General features: G+C 64.0%; 21 protein-coding genes. 7 read left to right on the forward strand and 14 right to left on the reverse strand.

Annotation, left to right across the window (positions count from 1 at the left end):
* Position 1: 1 nt before the first annotated feature.
* The 3 genes from IVB41_RS26515 to IVB41_RS26525 are packed head-to-tail and all read right to left on the reverse strand — an operon-like array spanning position 2 to position 2,953.
* Positions 2 to 925 carry an ABC transporter substrate-binding protein gene (locus tag IVB41_RS26515; protein WP_247436593.1) on the reverse strand — a complete coding sequence of 308 codons (924 nt, stop codon included), beginning with the start codon at positions 923 to 925 and terminating at the stop codon, positions 2 to 4.
* Positions 922 to 1,278 carry a cytochrome c gene (locus IVB41_RS26520; protein ID WP_247436598.1) on the reverse strand — a complete coding sequence of 119 codons (357 nt, stop codon included), beginning with the start codon at positions 1,276 to 1,278 and terminating at the stop codon, positions 922 to 924. Before IVB41_RS26520 ends, IVB41_RS26515 begins: the two co-directional genes overlap by 4 nt.
* Positions 1,279 to 1,288: 10 nt before the next feature.
* The gene (locus IVB41_RS26525; RefSeq protein WP_247436601.1) at positions 1,289 to 2,953 is read right to left on the reverse strand and encodes a methanol/ethanol family PQQ-dependent dehydrogenase; all 1,665 of its coding nucleotides are present in this window, start codon (positions 2,951 to 2,953) and stop codon (positions 1,289 to 1,291) included.
* Between the two features lie 343 nt (positions 2,954 to 3,296).
* Between IVB41_RS26525 and IVB41_RS26530 the strand changes: the two genes are divergently transcribed.
* The 4 genes from IVB41_RS26530 to IVB41_RS26545 all read left to right on the forward strand — a co-directional run bounded on the left by IVB41_RS26530 (position 3,297) and on the right by IVB41_RS26545 (position 5,220).
* A complete protein-coding gene (locus IVB41_RS26530) occupies positions 3,297 to 3,689 on the forward strand; it encodes an EF-hand domain-containing protein (protein WP_247436620.1) in 393 nt (130 codons plus the stop codon).
* Between the two features lie 171 nt (positions 3,690 to 3,860).
* A complete protein-coding gene (gene pqqA, locus IVB41_RS26535) occupies positions 3,861 to 3,941 on the forward strand; it encodes a pyrroloquinoline quinone precursor peptide PqqA (protein ID WP_018460299.1) in 81 nt (26 codons plus the stop codon).
* Positions 3,942 to 3,973: 32 nt separating this feature from the next.
* Entirely contained in the window at positions 3,974 to 4,879 is a 906-nt protein-coding gene (locus tag IVB41_RS26540) for a hypothetical protein (RefSeq protein WP_247436623.1), read from the forward strand.
* A gap of 131 nt (positions 4,880 to 5,010) precedes the next feature.
* Entirely contained in the window at positions 5,011 to 5,220 is a 210-nt protein-coding gene (locus IVB41_RS26545; protein ID WP_027566545.1) for a hypothetical protein, read from the forward strand.
* Positions 5,221 to 5,389: 169 nt separating this feature from the next.
* On the opposite strand, the gene IVB41_RS26550 is transcribed toward IVB41_RS26545, so the two are convergent.
* From IVB41_RS26550 to IVB41_RS26565, 4 genes are read right to left on the reverse strand one after another with little or no spacing between them, the layout of a single operon-like run.
* A complete protein-coding gene (locus IVB41_RS26550) occupies positions 5,390 to 5,743 on the reverse strand; it encodes a hypothetical protein (RefSeq protein WP_247436626.1) in 354 nt (117 codons plus the stop codon).
* Positions 5,744 to 5,790: 47 nt separating this feature from the next.
* The gene (locus IVB41_RS26555; protein WP_247436629.1) at positions 5,791 to 6,501 is read right to left on the reverse strand and encodes an ABC transporter ATP-binding protein; all 711 of its coding nucleotides are present in this window, start codon (positions 6,499 to 6,501) and stop codon (positions 5,791 to 5,793) included.
* Positions 6,491 to 7,228 (reverse strand): ABC transporter permease, encoded by a 738-nt coding sequence (locus IVB41_RS26560; protein WP_027566548.1) that lies wholly within the window; start codon positions 7,226 to 7,228, stop codon positions 6,491 to 6,493. The genes IVB41_RS26555 and IVB41_RS26560 overlap by 11 nt, the downstream gene beginning before the upstream one ends.
* A gap of 1 nt (position 7,229) precedes the next feature.
* Positions 7,230 to 8,210 carry an ABC transporter substrate-binding protein gene (locus tag IVB41_RS26565; RefSeq protein WP_247436632.1) on the reverse strand — a complete coding sequence of 327 codons (981 nt, stop codon included), beginning with the start codon at positions 8,208 to 8,210 and terminating at the stop codon, positions 7,230 to 7,232.
* 87 nt (positions 8,211 to 8,297) lie between these two features.
* Between IVB41_RS26565 and IVB41_RS26570 the strand changes: the two genes are divergently transcribed.
* Positions 8,298 to 8,657 carry a hypothetical protein gene (locus IVB41_RS26570; protein ID WP_027566550.1) on the forward strand — a complete coding sequence of 120 codons (360 nt, stop codon included), beginning with the start codon at positions 8,298 to 8,300 and terminating at the stop codon, positions 8,655 to 8,657.
* Between the two features lie 67 nt (positions 8,658 to 8,724).
* Here IVB41_RS26570 and IVB41_RS26575 read toward each other — a convergent pair whose 3' ends face one another.
* Together IVB41_RS26575 and IVB41_RS26580 are read right to left on the reverse strand one after the other, a co-directional pair.
* Positions 8,725 to 9,543 carry a quinoprotein dehydrogenase-associated SoxYZ-like carrier gene (locus IVB41_RS26575; RefSeq protein ID WP_247436635.1) on the reverse strand — a complete coding sequence of 273 codons (819 nt, stop codon included), beginning with the start codon at positions 9,541 to 9,543 and terminating at the stop codon, positions 8,725 to 8,727.
* A gap of 50 nt (positions 9,544 to 9,593) precedes the next feature.
* The gene (locus IVB41_RS26580) at positions 9,594 to 10,520 is read right to left on the reverse strand and encodes a quinoprotein relay system zinc metallohydrolase 2 (protein WP_247436638.1); all 927 of its coding nucleotides are present in this window, start codon (positions 10,518 to 10,520) and stop codon (positions 9,594 to 9,596) included.
* 129 nt (positions 10,521 to 10,649) lie between these two features.
* On the opposite strand from IVB41_RS26580, the gene IVB41_RS26585 reads away from it, so the two are divergent.
* Both IVB41_RS26585 and IVB41_RS26590 read left to right on the forward strand, forming a co-directional pair.
* Complete coding sequence (locus IVB41_RS26585; RefSeq protein WP_247436641.1) at positions 10,650 to 11,531, forward strand: substrate-binding domain-containing protein; 882 nt, start codon at positions 10,650 to 10,652, stop codon at positions 11,529 to 11,531.
* 10 nt (positions 11,532 to 11,541) lie between these two features.
* The gene (locus IVB41_RS26590; RefSeq protein WP_247436645.1) at positions 11,542 to 12,099 is read left to right on the forward strand and encodes a PQQ-dependent catabolism-associated CXXCW motif protein; all 558 of its coding nucleotides are present in this window, start codon (positions 11,542 to 11,544) and stop codon (positions 12,097 to 12,099) included.
* A 126-nt stretch (positions 12,100 to 12,225) separates the two neighbouring features.
* On the opposite strand, the gene IVB41_RS26595 is transcribed toward IVB41_RS26590, so the two are convergent.
* The 5 genes from IVB41_RS26595 to IVB41_RS26615 form a co-directional block, all read right to left on the reverse strand.
* A complete protein-coding gene (locus IVB41_RS26595; protein WP_247402771.1) occupies positions 12,226 to 12,525 on the reverse strand; it encodes a copper-binding protein in 300 nt (99 codons plus the stop codon).
* 137 nt (positions 12,526 to 12,662) lie between these two features.
* Entirely contained in the window at positions 12,663 to 13,277 is a 615-nt protein-coding gene (locus IVB41_RS26600; RefSeq protein WP_247436648.1) for a hypothetical protein, read from the reverse strand.
* Entirely contained in the window at positions 13,274 to 14,122 is an 849-nt protein-coding gene (locus IVB41_RS26605; RefSeq protein WP_247436653.1) for an ABC transporter permease, read from the reverse strand. Before IVB41_RS26605 ends, IVB41_RS26600 begins: the two co-directional genes overlap by 4 nt.
* Positions 14,119 to 14,925, reverse strand: a complete 807-nt coding sequence (locus IVB41_RS26610) for an ABC transporter ATP-binding protein (protein ID WP_247436656.1) — start codon at positions 14,923 to 14,925, stop codon at positions 14,119 to 14,121. Before IVB41_RS26610 ends, IVB41_RS26605 begins: the two co-directional genes overlap by 4 nt.
* Positions 14,922 to 15,902 (reverse strand): YVTN family beta-propeller repeat protein, encoded by a 981-nt coding sequence (locus IVB41_RS26615; protein WP_247436659.1) that lies wholly within the window; start codon positions 15,900 to 15,902, stop codon positions 14,922 to 14,924. The genes IVB41_RS26610 and IVB41_RS26615 overlap by 4 nt, the downstream gene beginning before the upstream one ends.
* Positions 15,903 to 15,911: the final 9 nt, after the last annotated feature.

Raw genomic sequence — 15,911 nt, forward strand, 5'->3', positions numbered from 1 at the left:
GTCACCGCTGAATGATCTTCATCCAGACGTCGCCGAGGATCGCGGGCTCACGCGGCGGCAGATAGGTCAGCCCCGCCTGCGCGCCGAATTCGGCGATCTTGCCCTCGGCAGCAAGCCCGGTCAGCGCCTTGTTGACGGCGTCGGTCAGCGCGGGATCGCTGGCGAGCCCGACATAGCCGCGATTGGCCCCGATCGGATAGTAGTAGCCGGACGCGGTGATCGCTGTATCGGGGTGCGCGGCGCGATGGGCGTCGAGGCGGCCGAGGTCGATCAGCGTCGCGTCATAGTCGCCGCGGGCAAGTGCACCGAGGAGATCATCGCGGCCGGGGACGAGATGGGTGATGTCGTCGATCAGGCGCCCCTTGTCGAAGGTCATGAGGATCGCATCGCCGAGCGAGCCGCTCTCGATGACGAGGCGCAGGCCCGCGAGGTCGCCGATATCGGCGATCTTGCGACCCCGCGCCTTCGGTCCGAGCACGACCGTGATCGGCGAGTAGACATAGGGCTGGCTCGGCACGAGCACGCCGAGTGCGACACGGCGGCGCCGGTCGTCGCGCGTGGCGCCGGCAAAATCCGGCAGGCGCGCCGTTTTCATGCCGGGCTTGACGAGGGAGTCCGTCGTCAGCGCATAGCCGCCGACGAGCGAGCAGCGCCCGTCGGACAGCAGCGCATTGGCCTCGAGCTGCGGGCTCGAATCCTCATCCAGCTTGCCTTCGAACCACTGGATCGTCAGGGGCCGTCCGAGCCGGTCGGCGATCGCCTGCGCCAGCAGCACGTCGAACCCAGAGCCCGGCTTGCCTTTGTGATGCACCGAGAGCGGCGGCCGGTCCTCGTCGAGACAAATCTTGAGCGGATCGTCGGCCGCGCGTGCGGCCGTCGCCGCGAGGATCGCGGCAATGCTCCACGCGGCCAGCCAGTGCTTCATGGCTTTCTCCGGCTCGAGATGAAGGCCCAGAGATTTCCGATCTCGTCGTCGCTGAGAATGTCGGCCCAGGGCGGCATCCTGTTGTTCTTGCCGTTCTTCACGGTAGTGACGAAACGCGTCTTGTCGTCGGGGAAGGCGCGCAGGTCCGGCGTGATGGTGCCGGGGTTCATCATGTTGGGGCCGTGGCAGTGTGAGCATTTCTCGGCATAGGTCGACTTGCCATGGTCGATCTGTGCCTGCACGGGATTGCCGGTTGAATCATCCGCGGCACGAACGGTCGCCGCAAGCGCGACCATCGGCACCGCGACGGTGGCGAGGATCGCCACCGTCTTGTGAGATAGCTTTCTCAGCATCGTGCCGTGGTTATTGCTTGACCGCAAAGACCCAAAGCGAGCCGCCGGGCGGGACTTTGGCCAACCGCTCGTCGCCGGAGAACAGCGAGTAGACGCCGCCATAGCCGCTCGTCACCGCGACATACTGAACGCCGTCCTGCTGCCAGGTCACCGGTTGTCCCTCGATGCCCGAGCCGGTCTGGAACTGCCAGAGCTTCTTGCCGGTGTCGGCATCGAAGGCCTCGAACTCGCCGGTCAGCGCGCCCGAGAACACGACGCCGCCCGCAGTCGACAACACGCCGGAGAAGCGCGGGATGTCGCTTGGTGCTTCCCACTTCGCCTTGCCGGTCATGGGATCGATCGCCTTCAGATGACCGCGCGGACCATCACCCCATTCCCAGAGATCGGTAAGGTCCATGCCGAGATACCATTCACCCTGCTTGAAGGTGGCGGGTTCGGTCTTGTACCTGCCGCCGAAGGCTAGCGTGTTGGCGTAAGCGAGGCCGGTCTGCGGATTGAACGACATCGGCTCCCAGTTCTTGCCGCCGAGGATCGACGGATAGACTGTCACCTTCTTGCCCTCACGCGCGTCCTTCGAGACGTCGGTCTCGATGGGACGTCCGGTCTTCATGTCGATTCCTGTCGCCCAGTTGACCTTCACGTAGGGATTGGCCGCGAGCAGCTTTCCGTTGGTGCGGTCGAGCACGTAGAAGAAGCCGTTGCGGTTGGCGTCCATCAACACTTTGGTCGGCTTGCCCTCGACGTTCATGTCGGCGAGGACCATCTCGGCCACGCTGTCATAGTCGAATGGATTGTTGGGCGAGAACTGGTAGTGCCACTTGATCTTGCCGGTCTTGGGATCCATCGCCAGCACGGAGCAGGTGTAGAGGTTGTCGCCCGGGCGCACCGCCGAGTTGAACGGTCCGGGATTGCCGATACCCCAATAGACCGTGTTCAGCTCGGGGTCATAGGAGCCCGTAATCCAGGTCGAGCCACCGCCGAGCTTCCAGGTATCGCCCTTCCAGGTGTCGCCGCCGGGCTCGTCGGGGGAGGGGATCGAATGGGTGCGCCACAAATGCTTGCCCGTTGCGGGATCCCAGCCGTCGATGAAGCCGCGGGTGCCGAACTCGGCGCCGGAGATGCCCGTGATCACGATGCCGTCGGCGACCAGCGGCGCCACCGTCATCGAATATCCCTCCTTGATATCGGCCGCCTTCTGCCGCCACAGCTCCTTGCCGTCCTTGGCGTCGAGCGCGATCACGTTGGCGTCGAGCGTGGTGCGGAACACCTTGCCGTCATAGAGTGCTGCGCCGCGATTGATGATGCCGCAGCAGACGATGCGCGGCGTTTCGGCAGGATACTCGACCTTGGATTTCCAGATCTGCTTGCCGGTCTTGGCGTCGACCGCCATGGTCGCGTTGTGCGACGTCACGTAGATCACGCCCTGGTACACCAGCGGCTGCGATTCCTCGCTGCGATCGTCGTTGAAAGAGTAGTTCCAGACCGGGACAAGGTTCTTGACGCTGTCCTTGTTGATCTGGTTCAGCGTCGAGAAACGCTGGAGATTGTAGCCCATCCCGTAATTGAGAACGTTCGATGTATCGGTCGCGCCCTTGACCAGCTGCTCGCTGGTTTGTGCATTTGCACAAGTCGATGCAAGCATGACGAGGCTCGCGGCCATCGCAAAGCGTTTCATCCGTTCCTCCCAATATGCGCGCCTATTGACGCTGCGACTGCAACACTCCGCCCGAATGCAAAACGCGTCAATACGAAAGTCGTAATTGCGATGCCGATATGGTGGGCGGCGCGGGATGCCGGTCATCTGACGGAGAGCTGACAAGCAACTCTCACTTGTGCGCAGGCGCTGAAGAAATTCCGCGACACGGAGCAGGAGCGCGTGCGCCACGGCAATGGTCGGGCCGACGGGTTCCGCAAGTTGTACGGGCGCAGGCTGCAATTCGGGGCTTGAACCGAGGCTCGCTTGTGGACTTATGTCGTCGATCTGGCTCGAATCGGAGCTCTTGGTCTGGGAGGTTTTCATGATATCGCGTCGCTCTGTTGCACTTGCGCTCACGATTGCACTGCTGTCCGGTCCGGCATGGTCGGCCTCCGGCAATGCGGTCAAGACGTTCGATACCGACAATGACGGCACGCTCGATCTGGCCGAGGTGAAGAAGGCGGCGGCCGCGTTGTTCGCCAAGCTCGATCCCGATCACGACGGCACGCTCGATTCCCGCGAGTTGCGCGGACGGTTAACGGCGAAAGAACTCGCCGCCGCCGATCCCGATCGCGACGGGACTCTCACGCTCGACGAATATCTCTCGGTGGTGGAGCAGCGCTTCAACGCAGCGAATCCCGACAAGGACGGAACGCTGGATGCGAAGGAGATGAACTCGCGCGCCGGCCGCGCGCTGCTGCGCTTGTTGCGGTGAGAACCGCGCCGCTTGACTGAGAGCGAAGGCGAGTTGCCCGAGAGAGAAATTTGCAAGCGCGATGCGACAGTTCGCTGTGTCAACGGCGCGATTCCAGACTTGCGCTGTGCCTGACGCAGCCCTAGGTTTTGGCCGGCGCGATGTCGCGCTCAATCCCTTGGGAGTCCCCGAATGGCCTGGAAAGCTCCGAAGATCGTGGAAGTGCCGGTCGGCATGGAAATCAACATGTACGCCTGCGCTTTGCGCAAGTAAGACTGCAAGACTGAGGACCTGCCGCGGCTTCGATGGCAAACACCGTCGAAGCCGTGGTAGTGTCGGGGATGCGAGCGAGAGCCCATACATTCTGGACCATGGTCGCCTGCACCGTCGCGCTCGCGCCGGCATGCGTCAGCGCCGAAGAGGGCTTCGATACCGAGCACATCTTCGGCTTCATGATCGGCACCGATGTCGGCAATCCCGGCGAGCGCGAATTCCAGACCCAGACGACAGGTCGATTCGGCAAAGGCGGCGGGACCTATCGCGCGCTGTCGCAGGAGGTCGAAATCGAGGTCGTGCCGCTGCCGAACTTCCGCGTCGAGGTCGGCGGCACTGCCACCCTGCACGACATCACCGGCGTCCCCGATATCGGCGACCGTCGCCAGTTCAATTTCCAGGGCGCTTCGCTCGACCTGCGTTACCGCCTGCTCGATCGCGAGCGCGCGCCATTCGGGTTGACTGTCGCCGCCGAACTCCATGGCGACCGCATCGACGAGACCTCCGGCGCAAAAGGGCGGATGTACGGTACCGATTTCACGCTCGCTTTCGATCGCGAGCTGATCCCGAACTTTGCTATCGGGGCGCTCAACCTGATCTATCAGCCGGAATGGGCGCGCTTCGAGATGACGGGGCTGTCCGAAAAGAGCTCGACCATCGGCGCGGCGTTCGCCGGCCTGGTGCGCGTGCGGCCCGATGTGCTGCTCGGCGGTGAGGTGCGCTACTTCCGGCAGTACGAAGGCATCGGCCTCGGCGAGTTCGCAGGCCAGGCCCTCTTCGTCGGTCCGACCGCCTATTTCCAGCTTTCGGAGCGCTCGCGCCTGACCATGAGCTGGAGCATGCAGGCCTGGGGCCGTCCGGCCGGATCGGGCGGCAATCTTGACCTCGTCAATTTTGAGCGCCATCAGGCGAGGCTGGTGTTTGGGGTCAATTTCTAGCGCTCGCGCACGGGTTGCGGGGACAGGCGACGGGCAATTCCCCCTCGATTTCGCGCGGCCGGATTGAAACTTCCCGCTCCTCGGAACGTAATCTTTTGTGCTAACTTCATCGCCTCTGCGAGGATCCCGGCATGAACCCGATCGACCTGGTAGTGACTGTGTGTGCAGTGCTCTCGCCTGCGACCTGCGAGGAGCAGCATCTGGTGTTCAACTATGCGGGGTCGCCGACGCAATGCGCGATGGCTGCGCCGCCCTATATCGCGCAATGGGTCGGCGACCATCCGAAGTGGCAGGCGGTGCGGTGGCGCTGCGAATATCCGCACCCGAACGACAAGGCGTGAAGCCCTGAGCTGCGTTGCCGGTCGCGACTGGCTTAGGTCCTCATCCTGAGGAGCTTGCGAAGCAAGCCTCTCGAAGGATGGCCGCAGGCGACAGACGGGCCTGCATGGTTCGAGACGCGCGTTCCGCGCTCCTCACCATGAGAGGAAAACGCTCGTAACGCAGCCCGCGTTACTTGCTGCAATCCTTCAGATCCTTGTCGGCGATCGAGAACACCGCATCCGCCTTGATCTCGATGTCGCGCACGATGCACTGCCGCGCATTGGGGTAGCTGACCCTGGCGTCGTAGCGGCCGGGCTCGACGCCCGTGATGCGCAGCCGCTCGTCGTGGTCGACCTCCTTGTCCTTGTCGTTCAAGCACTGGTTCGGACCCCACTCGGTCTTCCCGGCCGGCGAGAGCTGGAAGCCGGAGATCGTCTCCATCGTCAGATTCCAGAGCCGGATACCCTTGCCCTTGGCCTGCGCGAGCGCCGCGCCCGGCATCGCAACCAACAGGATGCCGATCGCAATCAGCGTGCGCCGCATGGTGAACCTCCCGCGAAAATCTCGTTGGTCCAGTTGACCATGACTTCTCATTTTGATTCAAGCTGCAACGCCGCGAGTTCGGCCCTGATCCTGCCGAGTTCGGCCTCGCTGCGCTCCGCGCGCGGGATGGCAATCGGCACCTCGCGCACGATGCGCGCCGGTCGCGGCGACAGCAAGAGCAGGCGGTCGCCGAGCCGGATCGCGTCATCCAGGCTGTGGGTGACGAGCAACGTCATCACCGGACGGCGCGCCACCAGCGTCGCGATCTCGTCGCGCAAACGGCCGGCGAGTGCGTCGTCGAGCGAGGCGAGGGGTTCGTCGAGTACGAGCAGGTCGGGCTCCACCGCAAAGGCCCGGGCGAGCGCGACGCGCCGGGCGAGGCCGAGTGACAATTCGCCGGGAAAATGGCTGCGATGCGCCTCCAGCTCCAGGATCCTGAACAGCTCGGCGAGCTTGGCATCAGTGACGTCGGGTGCCGCAAGCCGCACATTCTGCTCGACCGAGCGCCATGGCAGCAGCCGCGGCTCCTGGAAAACCATGCCGATCCGCGCTTCCGGCGGGCGCGAGACGCGTCCCTCGAAATCGCGGTCGAGCCCGAGGATGATGCGCAGCATCGTGCTCTTACCGCAGCCGGACGGACCGATCAGCACGCCGACCTCGCCGGATTGCAGCGCGAAGCTGATCGGCGCGAGCACCTCCTGCGTTCCGCCCGCGGCACTCCTGAACGTCTTGCCTGTGATATCGACCTCAAGCCGCACGGGGTCGCCATCGTGTTGCGCGGGCTTCGAACGGTTGCACCAGCGCGGTCTCGATCACGAGCACGACGGCGGCGAAGGTCAGTGAATAGGCCAGCAGCCGCGGCGTGTCGAACAGCTGGAAAGCGACGCCGATCTCGAAGCCGACGCCGTTCGGCCGGCCCAGGAGTTCGGCGACCAGTACGATCTTCCACACCAGCGACAATCCGGAACGGGCTGAGGCTGCGATATAGGGCGCCAGTTGCGGCAGCACGACGTGGCGAAAGGCGCGCAAGCGCCGCATCGCGAACACGCTCGCCATCTCGTCGAGCGAGCGATCGAGCGCGCGCGCGCCCTCGCGCAGGGTGACGATGGCGGTCGGCAGCTTGTTGATGGCGATCGCCGCGATCGCTGCGGCCTCCGTGAGCCCGGCCCAGATATAGGCGAGCACGATCACGACCAGCGCGGGCAGGTTCAGGAGCAGGATCAGCCAGGGATCGCCGAGCCGGTCGGCGAGCTTCACTCGTCCCATCAGATAGCCGATGGCGCTGCCGAGCGACATCGCCAGCACGAAGGCGAGGCTTACGCGGGCAAGCGTGGCGCCGAGATGCAGGAACAGCGCGCCGCTCGATGCTTCCGCGATGACGACGTCGAGCACGGCGGGCGGGGAGGGCAGCTTCGCGGCGCCGACGAACAGCGCGGCTGTCCACCAGATCGCGAGCAACAGGGCAAACGACAGAAGACGCAGCACCTCAGTCTCCGGGAACTGCGTGATAGAACGTGCCGGGCTCGAGTTCAGCGGCCGAGCCAACGAGGTCGCGTCCGCCGGTCTCGGCCAGCACGCGGTAGAGCACGCGCGCGTCCTTTTCTTCGTCAGCGATGCTCCGGCGCGGAATGCCGTCGCGATAGCGCTCGCGATAGGTCTTGAGCAGGGTGGCATCGCTGGTGCCGGTGAGCGGCGCGACCTTGTCCCAGGCAGCATCCGAGGTCACCAGCAGCTGCTTGGCCTTGCGGGTCATCGCGATGAAGCGCGCCACAGCGTCCCGATGGCTCGCCGCCCAGCTCTCGTCGAAGACATAGCCGACTGCGGAGACGGCGCCCTTGGCGCCGAGCTTCGGCAAAATGTCCTCGATGCCGGCGAGGCGTCTAAAGCCCTTCGCCTCCAGCTGTGCGCAGAAATTCCAGAAGTTGAGGCTTGCATCCATCTCGCCGTCGAGCGCCTTGGCGGCGATCAGGGGCGGAGCCCCATAGACGATAGTTGCCTCCGATTTCAGGTCGATGCCGTCCTGCTTCAAGCGCGCCTGGAGCAGCAGCCAGCTCTTGTCGATGGGACCACCGCCGACCGCGAGCTTGCGGCCCTTCAAATCGGCGAGCGACCTGATCGGCGAGGAAGCCGGTATCATCACCGCGCCGAGCGCGCTGGAATAGGGATAGAAGGTGAGCTTGGCGCCCAGCGTGCGCTCGCGAGACACCCACAGCCAGTCGGACAGGATGATGTCGGCGTTACCCGCACGCAACGCGATCTTACCGGCCTCGGGGCTCGCAAGCTCGGTGACGTCGAGCGACAGGTCGGCCTCCTTGTCGAGGCCGCCGGCGCGGATCGCGGCCAGCTCCCAAGAGAATGTTCCGGTCTTCTGCACCGCAAGGCGGATTGTATCCGCGGCGCGGCCGGGCCCGGCTAGTGTCAGCGCCAGCGTCACCGCAAGTGCCAATGATCGACCAATTGCTCTCATCACCTTGTGAGCCGTTTCCTCAGACAGAGTGCTTTTCAGGACAATACGCATAGCATAACTTCCGTCGCAACCAGCGGGAGGACGCGCATGAATCTGGCCGGACAGCTACGACCGATTGTCGCCGCATTGGCGGTGTGGGCTGCGACCGCGCTCGCCGCGCAGGCTGAAGAGGCCAATGATTATCCGACGTCGGCGCGTGCCGAGTATGTCTATGGCTGCATGAAGGCCAATGGCGAGAGCCGGCAGGCGATCGAGCAATGTTCCTGTTCGATCGACGTGGTGGCCTCGATCGTATCCTATGAGCGCTACGTCACCGCAGAAACCGCGCTCAGCATGTCCCAGGTCCGCGGCAATCTCGGCGTCCAGTTCCGCACCTCGGAGCAGGCGAACTCGGCCGTGAATGATTTGAGGCGAGCACAGGCGGAAGCCGAGGTGAGGTGTTTCTGACCGCTTCGCGGCGCCTGTAGTGGTCGTCATGCGGCCGGGACAAGTCCGGCCATGACGACCAGGAGACCTACGTCCCCGGCTTCTCCACATCCCACTCGTTGCGAAACACGTGTCCGTCCGTGTCCTTGGCTTCCGCGCGAAAACGCCTGGCGCCGTTGGACACATAGGTGAAGCGCAGATTGGGATCTTCCGAGATCGAGATGCCGCCTTCCATCGAGAGTACGGGGCTGTCGTCCTGCGTCAGCTTGAGCTGGTTGACGAAGAAGGCGGGAATATAGAGCTGCGTGACTTGGTCCATCTGCAGCCCGGAATTATTGGGATGGCCGATCATGATCTGAGCCTCCCGCATGCGGCTCGCCGGTGCCTCCTCGCGCGCGAATTGCCGGTAACGCATCTGCCCGAGCCGGTTCTGGGCTTCCTCCGCATTCTTTCCTGCCGGGGCCGAGCAACCGCCGGAAGCCTTTACATAGACCTTCGAGACATAGAGCTGGCCGTCGCTGAGCTCGGCCACCGCATGGACGTCGGTGTAATTGTTGACGCGCACGCGCGTCGAGATTTCGGTGACGTTGGCATCCGGTCCGAGTTCGAACTTCGCCGCCATCGGCGCGGGATTACGATCGATCACCAGCGTGATCGAACGGATGCGGCGGGCATCGCCAGGCGAGAGCTTGCTGCGCAGAGTGACCGGCACGATGGCCGCGTCCTCGGCACGATACGGCATCTCGATGCCAATGACATTGCCGCCGTCATTCATCGGGCGGTTGCTGAAGATGTCCTGCACCAGGCCCGGCCAGGGATCGTAAGCGTCTTCCGCCTGCGCCGGCACGGCGAATGCAATGCCGAGGAGCAGGGCGATCAGAGGCAGGCGGCGCGTGCATCCCGTCATGGTCATGGTCTCGCGGACGAAGCAACGTTACGGACATCGTAGCGCGTCCGCTACTCCCATTCAATTTCCGAAAATGCTGCGGTTGCGTTGCGGGCATTGTAGTCGTCGAACAGCTCCCAGTGCGGCCGTTCGGAGGTGGCGGCCTTGTCTGCGGCGGTCCGGATCGGCTCGCCCTTCTTGTTCGACGCCCGGACGTCCGCCAACAGTGCCATCAGATAGCGCCGCTCATCGGTCAGCGCCGCAGGCCATTCGCTCACGGGCCCGTGACCGGGAACGACGCGCTGCGCCGGAATGCTCTGGAGTTCCCCGAGGGTGCCGAGCCAGCCGCGAATGCTGCCGTCCATCACCGGAATATGGCGGAGGAAGACGAGGTCGCCAGTGAACAGCGTCTTCGTCATCTCATCGAACACGGTCAGGTCATTGTCGCTGTGCCCGGCCGGCCAGGCCCGCAAGGTCAGGCGGCGTGCGCCGAGATCGAGCGTCATTGTGTCCGTGACGAGCATTGTGGGCGGCACGATTTTCACAGGAGAGATCAATTCGTCGCCCATGATCCGTCTAAAATTATCGAGATAGTACGGGCCGCGCGCAGCCAGCGCCCGCGGCAGCCTGCTGTGACCGACGAAAACGGTGTCCCCGACTGCGAAGGCCGCATTCCCGAAAACATGGTCGGGATGGCCGTGGGTATTGATGACGTAGCGGATCGGCTTGCTGGTTCGGGCCCGCACCGCCGCCAGCAGCGCCTCGCCCTCGCGAACGCTACCGCCGGTATCAATCACAGCCACCGCATCCTCGCCCACGATGAAGCCGACATTGGCGATGTCACCCTCGTTCTCGCGGGTCATCAGGGCGATGGTCCCGGAGTGTACGAATATTCCCGGTGCGACTTCGCTCACAGGCAATTCGGCCGCTGCGGCGCATGCTAGCGTCGCTGTCACCAGCAGGGACAAGGCTGCGATCACGAGAGCGATGCGAGACACTTTTCCGCCTCAGTTCAAACGGTTGCGCGCATTGCACTGCAATAAAGAAAAGCCAGCACACAATCTGGCAAAACATGGCGCGTCATGCGTTGCATGGCTAGCATTCAAACAAGCCCAGGAGGAAGCGCGATGACGGAGGCCGGACGACATCGTCGCTGGTTGTTTTCACTGAGTATCCTGGTTGCGTCTTACGCGTTCGGCGACGTCGCCATCGCGCAGACCAACGAGACGGGTGACCTCTCGTTCGAACTGGTCGACCCCAAGGTGTTGCGCGTCTGTTCCGACCCGCGCAATCTGCCGTTCTCGAACGAGAAGGGCGAGGGGTTCGAGAACAAGCTTGCCGAGCTGTTTGCGGACAAGCTCCAGAAGAAGCTCGACTATGTCTTTTTTCCGCAAGCCACCGGCTTCGTGCGCATGACGCTCGGCTCGCATCGCTGCGACGTCATCATGGGCTTCCCCCAAGGCGATGACCTCGTGCAAGGCACCAATCCCTATTACCGCACGAGCTATGCCCTGGTCGCGAAAGCAGGCAGCGGGCTGGAGGAGGTCGACACGCTCGAGGATGCCAGGCTGAAGGGCAAGCATGTCGGCATCGTCGCCGGCACGCCCCCTGCCACCAACATGGCCATCGCGGGACTGATGGGTGATGCAAAGCCCTATCCGCTGATGATCGACACGCGCTACGACAATTCAGCGCAGGCAATGATCAATGATCTCACGGCGGGCAAGATTGACGCCGGCGTGCTGTGGGGACCGATGGCGGGGTTCTACGCGAAGAAGGCGGGCTCGCTTCATGTCACCCCGCTGGTCAAGGAAACCACCGGGCCAAAACTGGTCTATCGCATCGGCATGGGCGTGCGTGGCGCCGACCAGAACTGGAAGCGGCAGCTCAACAAGCTGATCCAGGAGAACCAGGGCGAGATCAACAAGATCCTGCTCGACTTCGGCGTTCCGCTGCTGGACGAGAACGATCGGCCGCTCGGCGCGGAGACGGCCAAAAAGACGCCATGAGGCAGACGCCATGAGGCGGCACCTTGCCGTTGCGCTGGTCGCCGCCATGCTGGTGGCGCCGGGCGTTGCGCAGCAGCAGGAGCCGTTCGAGCCCGAGGGCTATCGCACCGACAACTACCGCGCGCCTGTGCCGGCGACGCTGGGCGGCGCGCGCGTGCTGTCGACGTCAGAAGCCGAGATGATCTGGCACGCGAAGAGCGGCGCCTTCATCGACGTGCTGCCGCGCGCGCCGAAGCCGAAGAACCTTCCAGCGGGTACCGTCTGGCGCGAGGCGCCGCGCAAAAACATTCCGGGCAGCATCTGGCTGCCGGATACCGGCTACGGCACGCTGCCGCCCGCCATGGACGATTATTTCCAGCGCGGCGTCGCGCGTGCATCACACGGCGACAAGACCGCGCTGCTCGTGATCTATTGCCTGGCCGATTGCTGGATGTCCTGGAACGCCGGCAAGCGAGCGCTCGCGTACGGCTACTCCAACATCGCCTGGTATCCCGATGGTACCGACGGCTGGGAGCGCGCCAAACTTCCGACCGAGGAGGCGCAGCCGGAGCCGCGGCCGGAGCAGTAGGCAAGAGATCATCATGCCCGGGCTTGTCCCGGGCATCCACGTTCTTGGTGCCGCGTGGCTATGCGTGGAGGGCCGGGACAAGCCCGGCCATGACGCCCTGTCGCACGTGGAAGAGGCGAGGAAAGCCTACTGCTTCTGCAATTTCGTCAGCGTGCCCGTGCCGTTATTGTCCGTCGCAGAGTAGCTCACCTTGTCGCCGGCGTGGACGGCGTCAAGCATCGCGGCATCCTTGGCCTTGTACTCCTGGAGCGCGCCGGCGCCGCCTGCGCTGCCGCCGACTGTGCCCCTCTGTGTCTGCTGGATCGAAATCGTGCTGTTGAGCCGATCTATCCGGGTGACCATTCCGGTCAAATCGTCAGCGAATGCGCTGCTTGCGAGCATGCTGATGGCCGCAGCGCCTGCGAGGATGAATTTTGTGGTTCCCATCGAGGCCTCCCGATGCCTTGGATTACCCATCGACAAGACATCCTAGATCGATTTGGTTCCGGCATATAGCGCGGCGACAGGTTAATCATCGCAATGGGGGCGCGGGAACCTGCCGCAAGCGGTCAATGAGGCTGACGCTATTCCATTTCCTGTTGGATCACGCGTCCGAGCGCAAACAGCCGCTGGTCGATTGTGGTGGGAACCTCGCAGACGAACCGTACCACCTTATAGCGGTCCTCGAAAATGCGGGTCTTCCAGATCAGCTCGTTGCTGAGCGCATCGACCTTGGCCTCGTCGCGCGGCGTGGCGCCCTGGAGCGCCTGGAGCTGCACACTCTCCTCACGGATCTTGTCGGCGGCTTCGCGCTGCTTGCGGCTGACGCGTTCCAGTCCGCTCATGACCTGCGAGCGCTGAGCGTTGAGCGTGTCGAACAAGCCTGCGAACAGCAGTTTCGCATTCGCGGTCTTGTCGGCCGCGGAGCCCGCCAAAAACTCCCTCACCAACTTCTCGGCTTCGTCCAGCGGCGTCTTGCGTGCCGACAGTTTCGCGACCAGCGCGCTGACTTTGGCGTCGTCCTTCCACTTGTTCTGCACGTCGTCGAGCCAGGGACCGGCCCAAACGGCCGCGAGCGAAATTTCCGGCACTTTGGCCTGCGTGCAGGGCCAATCCGGATAGCGCGGATCGGCCGCGCGTGCCGCCGTGCTCGCGGCTGCGAGCGTCAGAGCGGTGATGGCCAGAACCCGAACCGTCATCCTTCGCCTCCCGCAGGGCCCCGTCGCGCCAGCCCGCGCGAGGGATCATAGGCATAGATCGCGCCGATCATGAAGACGATTGTGCAGGTGGCGACCACCGCCAGCGAGATCCAGTTGATTTGCCCGTAGAATGCAAAACGTATCAGCTCGACCGCATGGGTGAACGGATTGGCCTCGCAAACGTAGTAGAGATATGGGCTGCCCTCCTGCACCCGCCAGAGCGGATAGAGCGCCGATGAAGCGAAGAACATCGGGAAAATGACAAAGTTCATCACGCCGGCGAAGTTCTCGAGCTGCTTGATGCCGGAAGAGATCAGCATGCCGAGCGAGCCCAGCATCAGTCCGGACAGGATCAGTGCCGGCAGCACGGTGAGATAGCCGGCTAAAGGAGGGGTGATGTCCCAGAACCAGGCGATCAGCAGGAACGCATAGACCTGGAGCAGCGAAACCGCGGTGCCCGCGAGCAGCTTGCAGAACAACAGGTAGCCGCGCGGCAGTGGGCTTACCAGCAGCGTGCGCATGTTCCCCATCTCGCGGTCATAGACCATCGAGAGCGAGGACTGCATGCCGTTGAAGAGCTGGATCATGGCCATCAGCCCCGGCGCGATGAAGACCTCGTAGAGGATGTAGGTTTCGTAGGGCGGGATGATGGAGATGCCGAGCACCTGGCGGAAACCGGCGGCGAAGATGAACAACCATACCAGCGGCCGCACCAGTGCCGAGACGAAACGCTCGCGCTGGTGCAGGAAGCGCAGGCCTTCGCGCCAGACGATGCCCGTGAGGCAGGTGATGTATTCGGCGGCCGAGAAGCCGCGTGGGGCATCGCGGGTGGCGATGCTGCTCATGCGCCGCCTCCCGGCAGGGTCTGCTCGCCGGTCAGCCGCATGAAGGCGGTGTTGACGTCCTGCGCGCCGGCTTCCGCGACGACGCGGCTCATCGGCCCCTGCGCCAGCACCTTGCCCTGGTGCAGCACCACGAGATTGTCACCGGCCATGATCTCGTCGAACAGATGCGTGGCCCAGAGCACGCCGATGCCTTGCTCGCTCACGAGCTGGCGCACATGGCTGATGATGTCGGCGCGCGCCTTGACGTCGAGGCCGACGGTCGGCTCGTCCAGCAACAGCAGGCGCGGCCGGTGCAGCAGCGCACGGGCGATTTCCAGCCGCCGCATCTGCCCGCCCGAGAGATCGCGCACCTTGCTGCCGGCGCGCTCTGTAAGCCCGATGCGGCCGAGCAGCTCGGCGGCTCGCGCGCGGGCCTCGCGGCGGCTGATGCCGTGGAGTGCGGCGTGATAGAGCAGGTTCTGCGTCAGCGACAGATCGAGATCGAGCGTGCGCGGCTGGAACACAACGCCGAGCAACCGCAGCGCTTCGCCGGGGCTTTTGCCGACGTCATGGCCGAAAATGCCGACGCGGCCAGATTGGATGCCGAACAGCCGTGTGATCAGCGAGAACAGCGTGCTCTTGCCCGCACCGTTGAGGCCGAGCAGGGCCGTAAAGCTCGCGGGCTGCACGTTGAAGGACACGTCCATCAGCGCGCGGCGCGGTCCATAGGCGTGACTGACGCCGTCGATCGACAGCGCGGGCACCGCCGTCGGATCGGGCCTTGGTGTTTCGCGTTGTTCGGCGATGGGAGCAGGGTTGGTCATGGCGCGATCGTGATACCCCAGGGCAGTTCGCCCACCTGAATGGTCTTGATCACCTTTTGCGCGGCGACGTCGATGACGGAGACGTCGTTCGAGACGCCATTGGTGGTGATCAGGTATTTTTCGTCCGGCGTGAAGGCCATGTGCCAGACCCGTTGTCCTACCAGCAGATATTTCGTCACCTTGCGCGAGGCGGTATCGACCACGGCGATGCGGTTGGCGGGCCCGAGCGCGATGAAGGCGGTCTTGTCGTCCCGGGTCATGCCGATGCCGACGGGCTGGATGGCCTCCTTCCTCAACCCCGGAATCTCGAAATTGATCTTGCCGGTCACCTCGTGCTTTCCGGGGTCGATGATCGAGACGGTGCCGCCGATCTCGGAGGACACCCACAATTCGGAAGCGTCGTGCTTGAATTCGGCAAAGCGCGGCCGCGCGTCGACCAGCACGTTGGCGACGATCTGGCGCGACGACGTGTCGATGAAATGCGCCATGTTGGTGGTCTCGGACGTGTTGATCAGCGTCTTGCCGTCCGGGCTGATGGTCATGCCCTCGGGCTCGACGCCGACCTGGATGTCGCCAAGGCGGGCGCGCTTCTCGAGGTCGATCACCGTCACTGTGTTGTCGTTCTCGTTGGCGACATAGAGGACCTTGCCGGCGGCATCTTGGGCGAACAATTCAGGGTCGGGCCCGGAGGGCAGGCTGTCCACCACGGTTTGCGTCTTGACGTCGATCATCTGGATGGTGTCGTCGTCGCCGACCGCGACCATCACGAACTTGCCGTCGCGCGTGAAGTCGATGCCGCGCGGGCGCTGGCCGACCTTGATGGTCTTGGTCACCGTCCAGCTGTCGGTATCGATCACCGACACCGTGTTGCTCTTCTCGTTCGAGACATAGGCGATGAACGCATGCGCGGGCGCTGCCACCAGCGCGAGTCCGGACAGCAACCCAACACGCCACGCGCGCAACGTCCAAGTGCTCACTTTGATGTC

Origin of the sequence: Bradyrhizobium sp. 44 (assembly GCF_023073095.1) — a bacterium.
Lineage (GTDB): Bacteria > Pseudomonadota > Alphaproteobacteria > Rhizobiales > Xanthobacteraceae > Bradyrhizobium.

Excerpts from the sequence above, each read along its gene's own strand:
- IVB41_RS26515 (WP_247436593.1), bottom strand. The coding sequence starts at position 925 with ATGAAGCACTGGCTGGCCGCGTGGAGCATTGCCGCGATCCTCGCGGCG.
- IVB41_RS26520 (WP_247436598.1), bottom strand. The coding sequence starts at position 1,278 with ATGCTGAGAAAGCTATCTCACAAGACGGTGGCGATCCTCGCCACCGTC.
- IVB41_RS26525 (WP_247436601.1), bottom strand. The coding sequence starts at position 2,953 with ATGAAACGCTTTGCGATGGCCGCGAGCCTCGTCATGCTTGCATCGACT.
- IVB41_RS26530 (WP_247436620.1), top strand. The coding sequence starts at position 3,297 with ATGATATCGCGTCGCTCTGTTGCACTTGCGCTCACGATTGCACTGCTG.
- pqqA (WP_018460299.1), top strand. The coding sequence starts at position 3,861 with ATGGCCTGGAAAGCTCCGAAGATCGTGGAAGTGCCGGTCGGCATGGAA.
- IVB41_RS26540 (WP_247436623.1), top strand. The coding sequence starts at position 3,974 with ATGGCAAACACCGTCGAAGCCGTGGTAGTGTCGGGGATGCGAGCGAGA.
- IVB41_RS26545 (WP_027566545.1), top strand. The coding sequence starts at position 5,011 with ATGAACCCGATCGACCTGGTAGTGACTGTGTGTGCAGTGCTCTCGCCT.
- IVB41_RS26550 (WP_247436626.1), bottom strand. The coding sequence starts at position 5,743 with ATGCGGCGCACGCTGATTGCGATCGGCATCCTGTTGGTTGCGATGCCG.
- IVB41_RS26565 (WP_247436632.1), bottom strand. The coding sequence starts at position 8,210 with ATGAGAGCAATTGGTCGATCATTGGCACTTGCGGTGACGCTGGCGCTG.
- IVB41_RS26570 (WP_027566550.1), top strand. The coding sequence starts at position 8,298 with ATGAATCTGGCCGGACAGCTACGACCGATTGTCGCCGCATTGGCGGTG.
- IVB41_RS26575 (WP_247436635.1), bottom strand. The coding sequence starts at position 9,543 with ATGACGGGATGCACGCGCCGCCTGCCTCTGATCGCCCTGCTCCTCGGC.
- IVB41_RS26585 (WP_247436641.1), top strand. The coding sequence starts at position 10,650 with ATGACGGAGGCCGGACGACATCGTCGCTGGTTGTTTTCACTGAGTATC.
- IVB41_RS26590 (WP_247436645.1), top strand. The coding sequence starts at position 11,542 with ATGAGGCGGCACCTTGCCGTTGCGCTGGTCGCCGCCATGCTGGTGGCG.
- IVB41_RS26595 (WP_247402771.1), bottom strand. The coding sequence starts at position 12,525 with ATGGGAACCACAAAATTCATCCTCGCAGGCGCTGCGGCCATCAGCATG.
- IVB41_RS26600 (WP_247436648.1), bottom strand. The coding sequence starts at position 13,277 with ATGACGGTTCGGGTTCTGGCCATCACCGCTCTGACGCTCGCAGCCGCG.
- IVB41_RS26605 (WP_247436653.1), bottom strand. The coding sequence starts at position 14,122 with ATGAGCAGCATCGCCACCCGCGATGCCCCACGCGGCTTCTCGGCCGCC.
- IVB41_RS26610 (WP_247436656.1), bottom strand. The coding sequence starts at position 14,925 with ATGACCAACCCTGCTCCCATCGCCGAACAACGCGAAACACCAAGGCCC.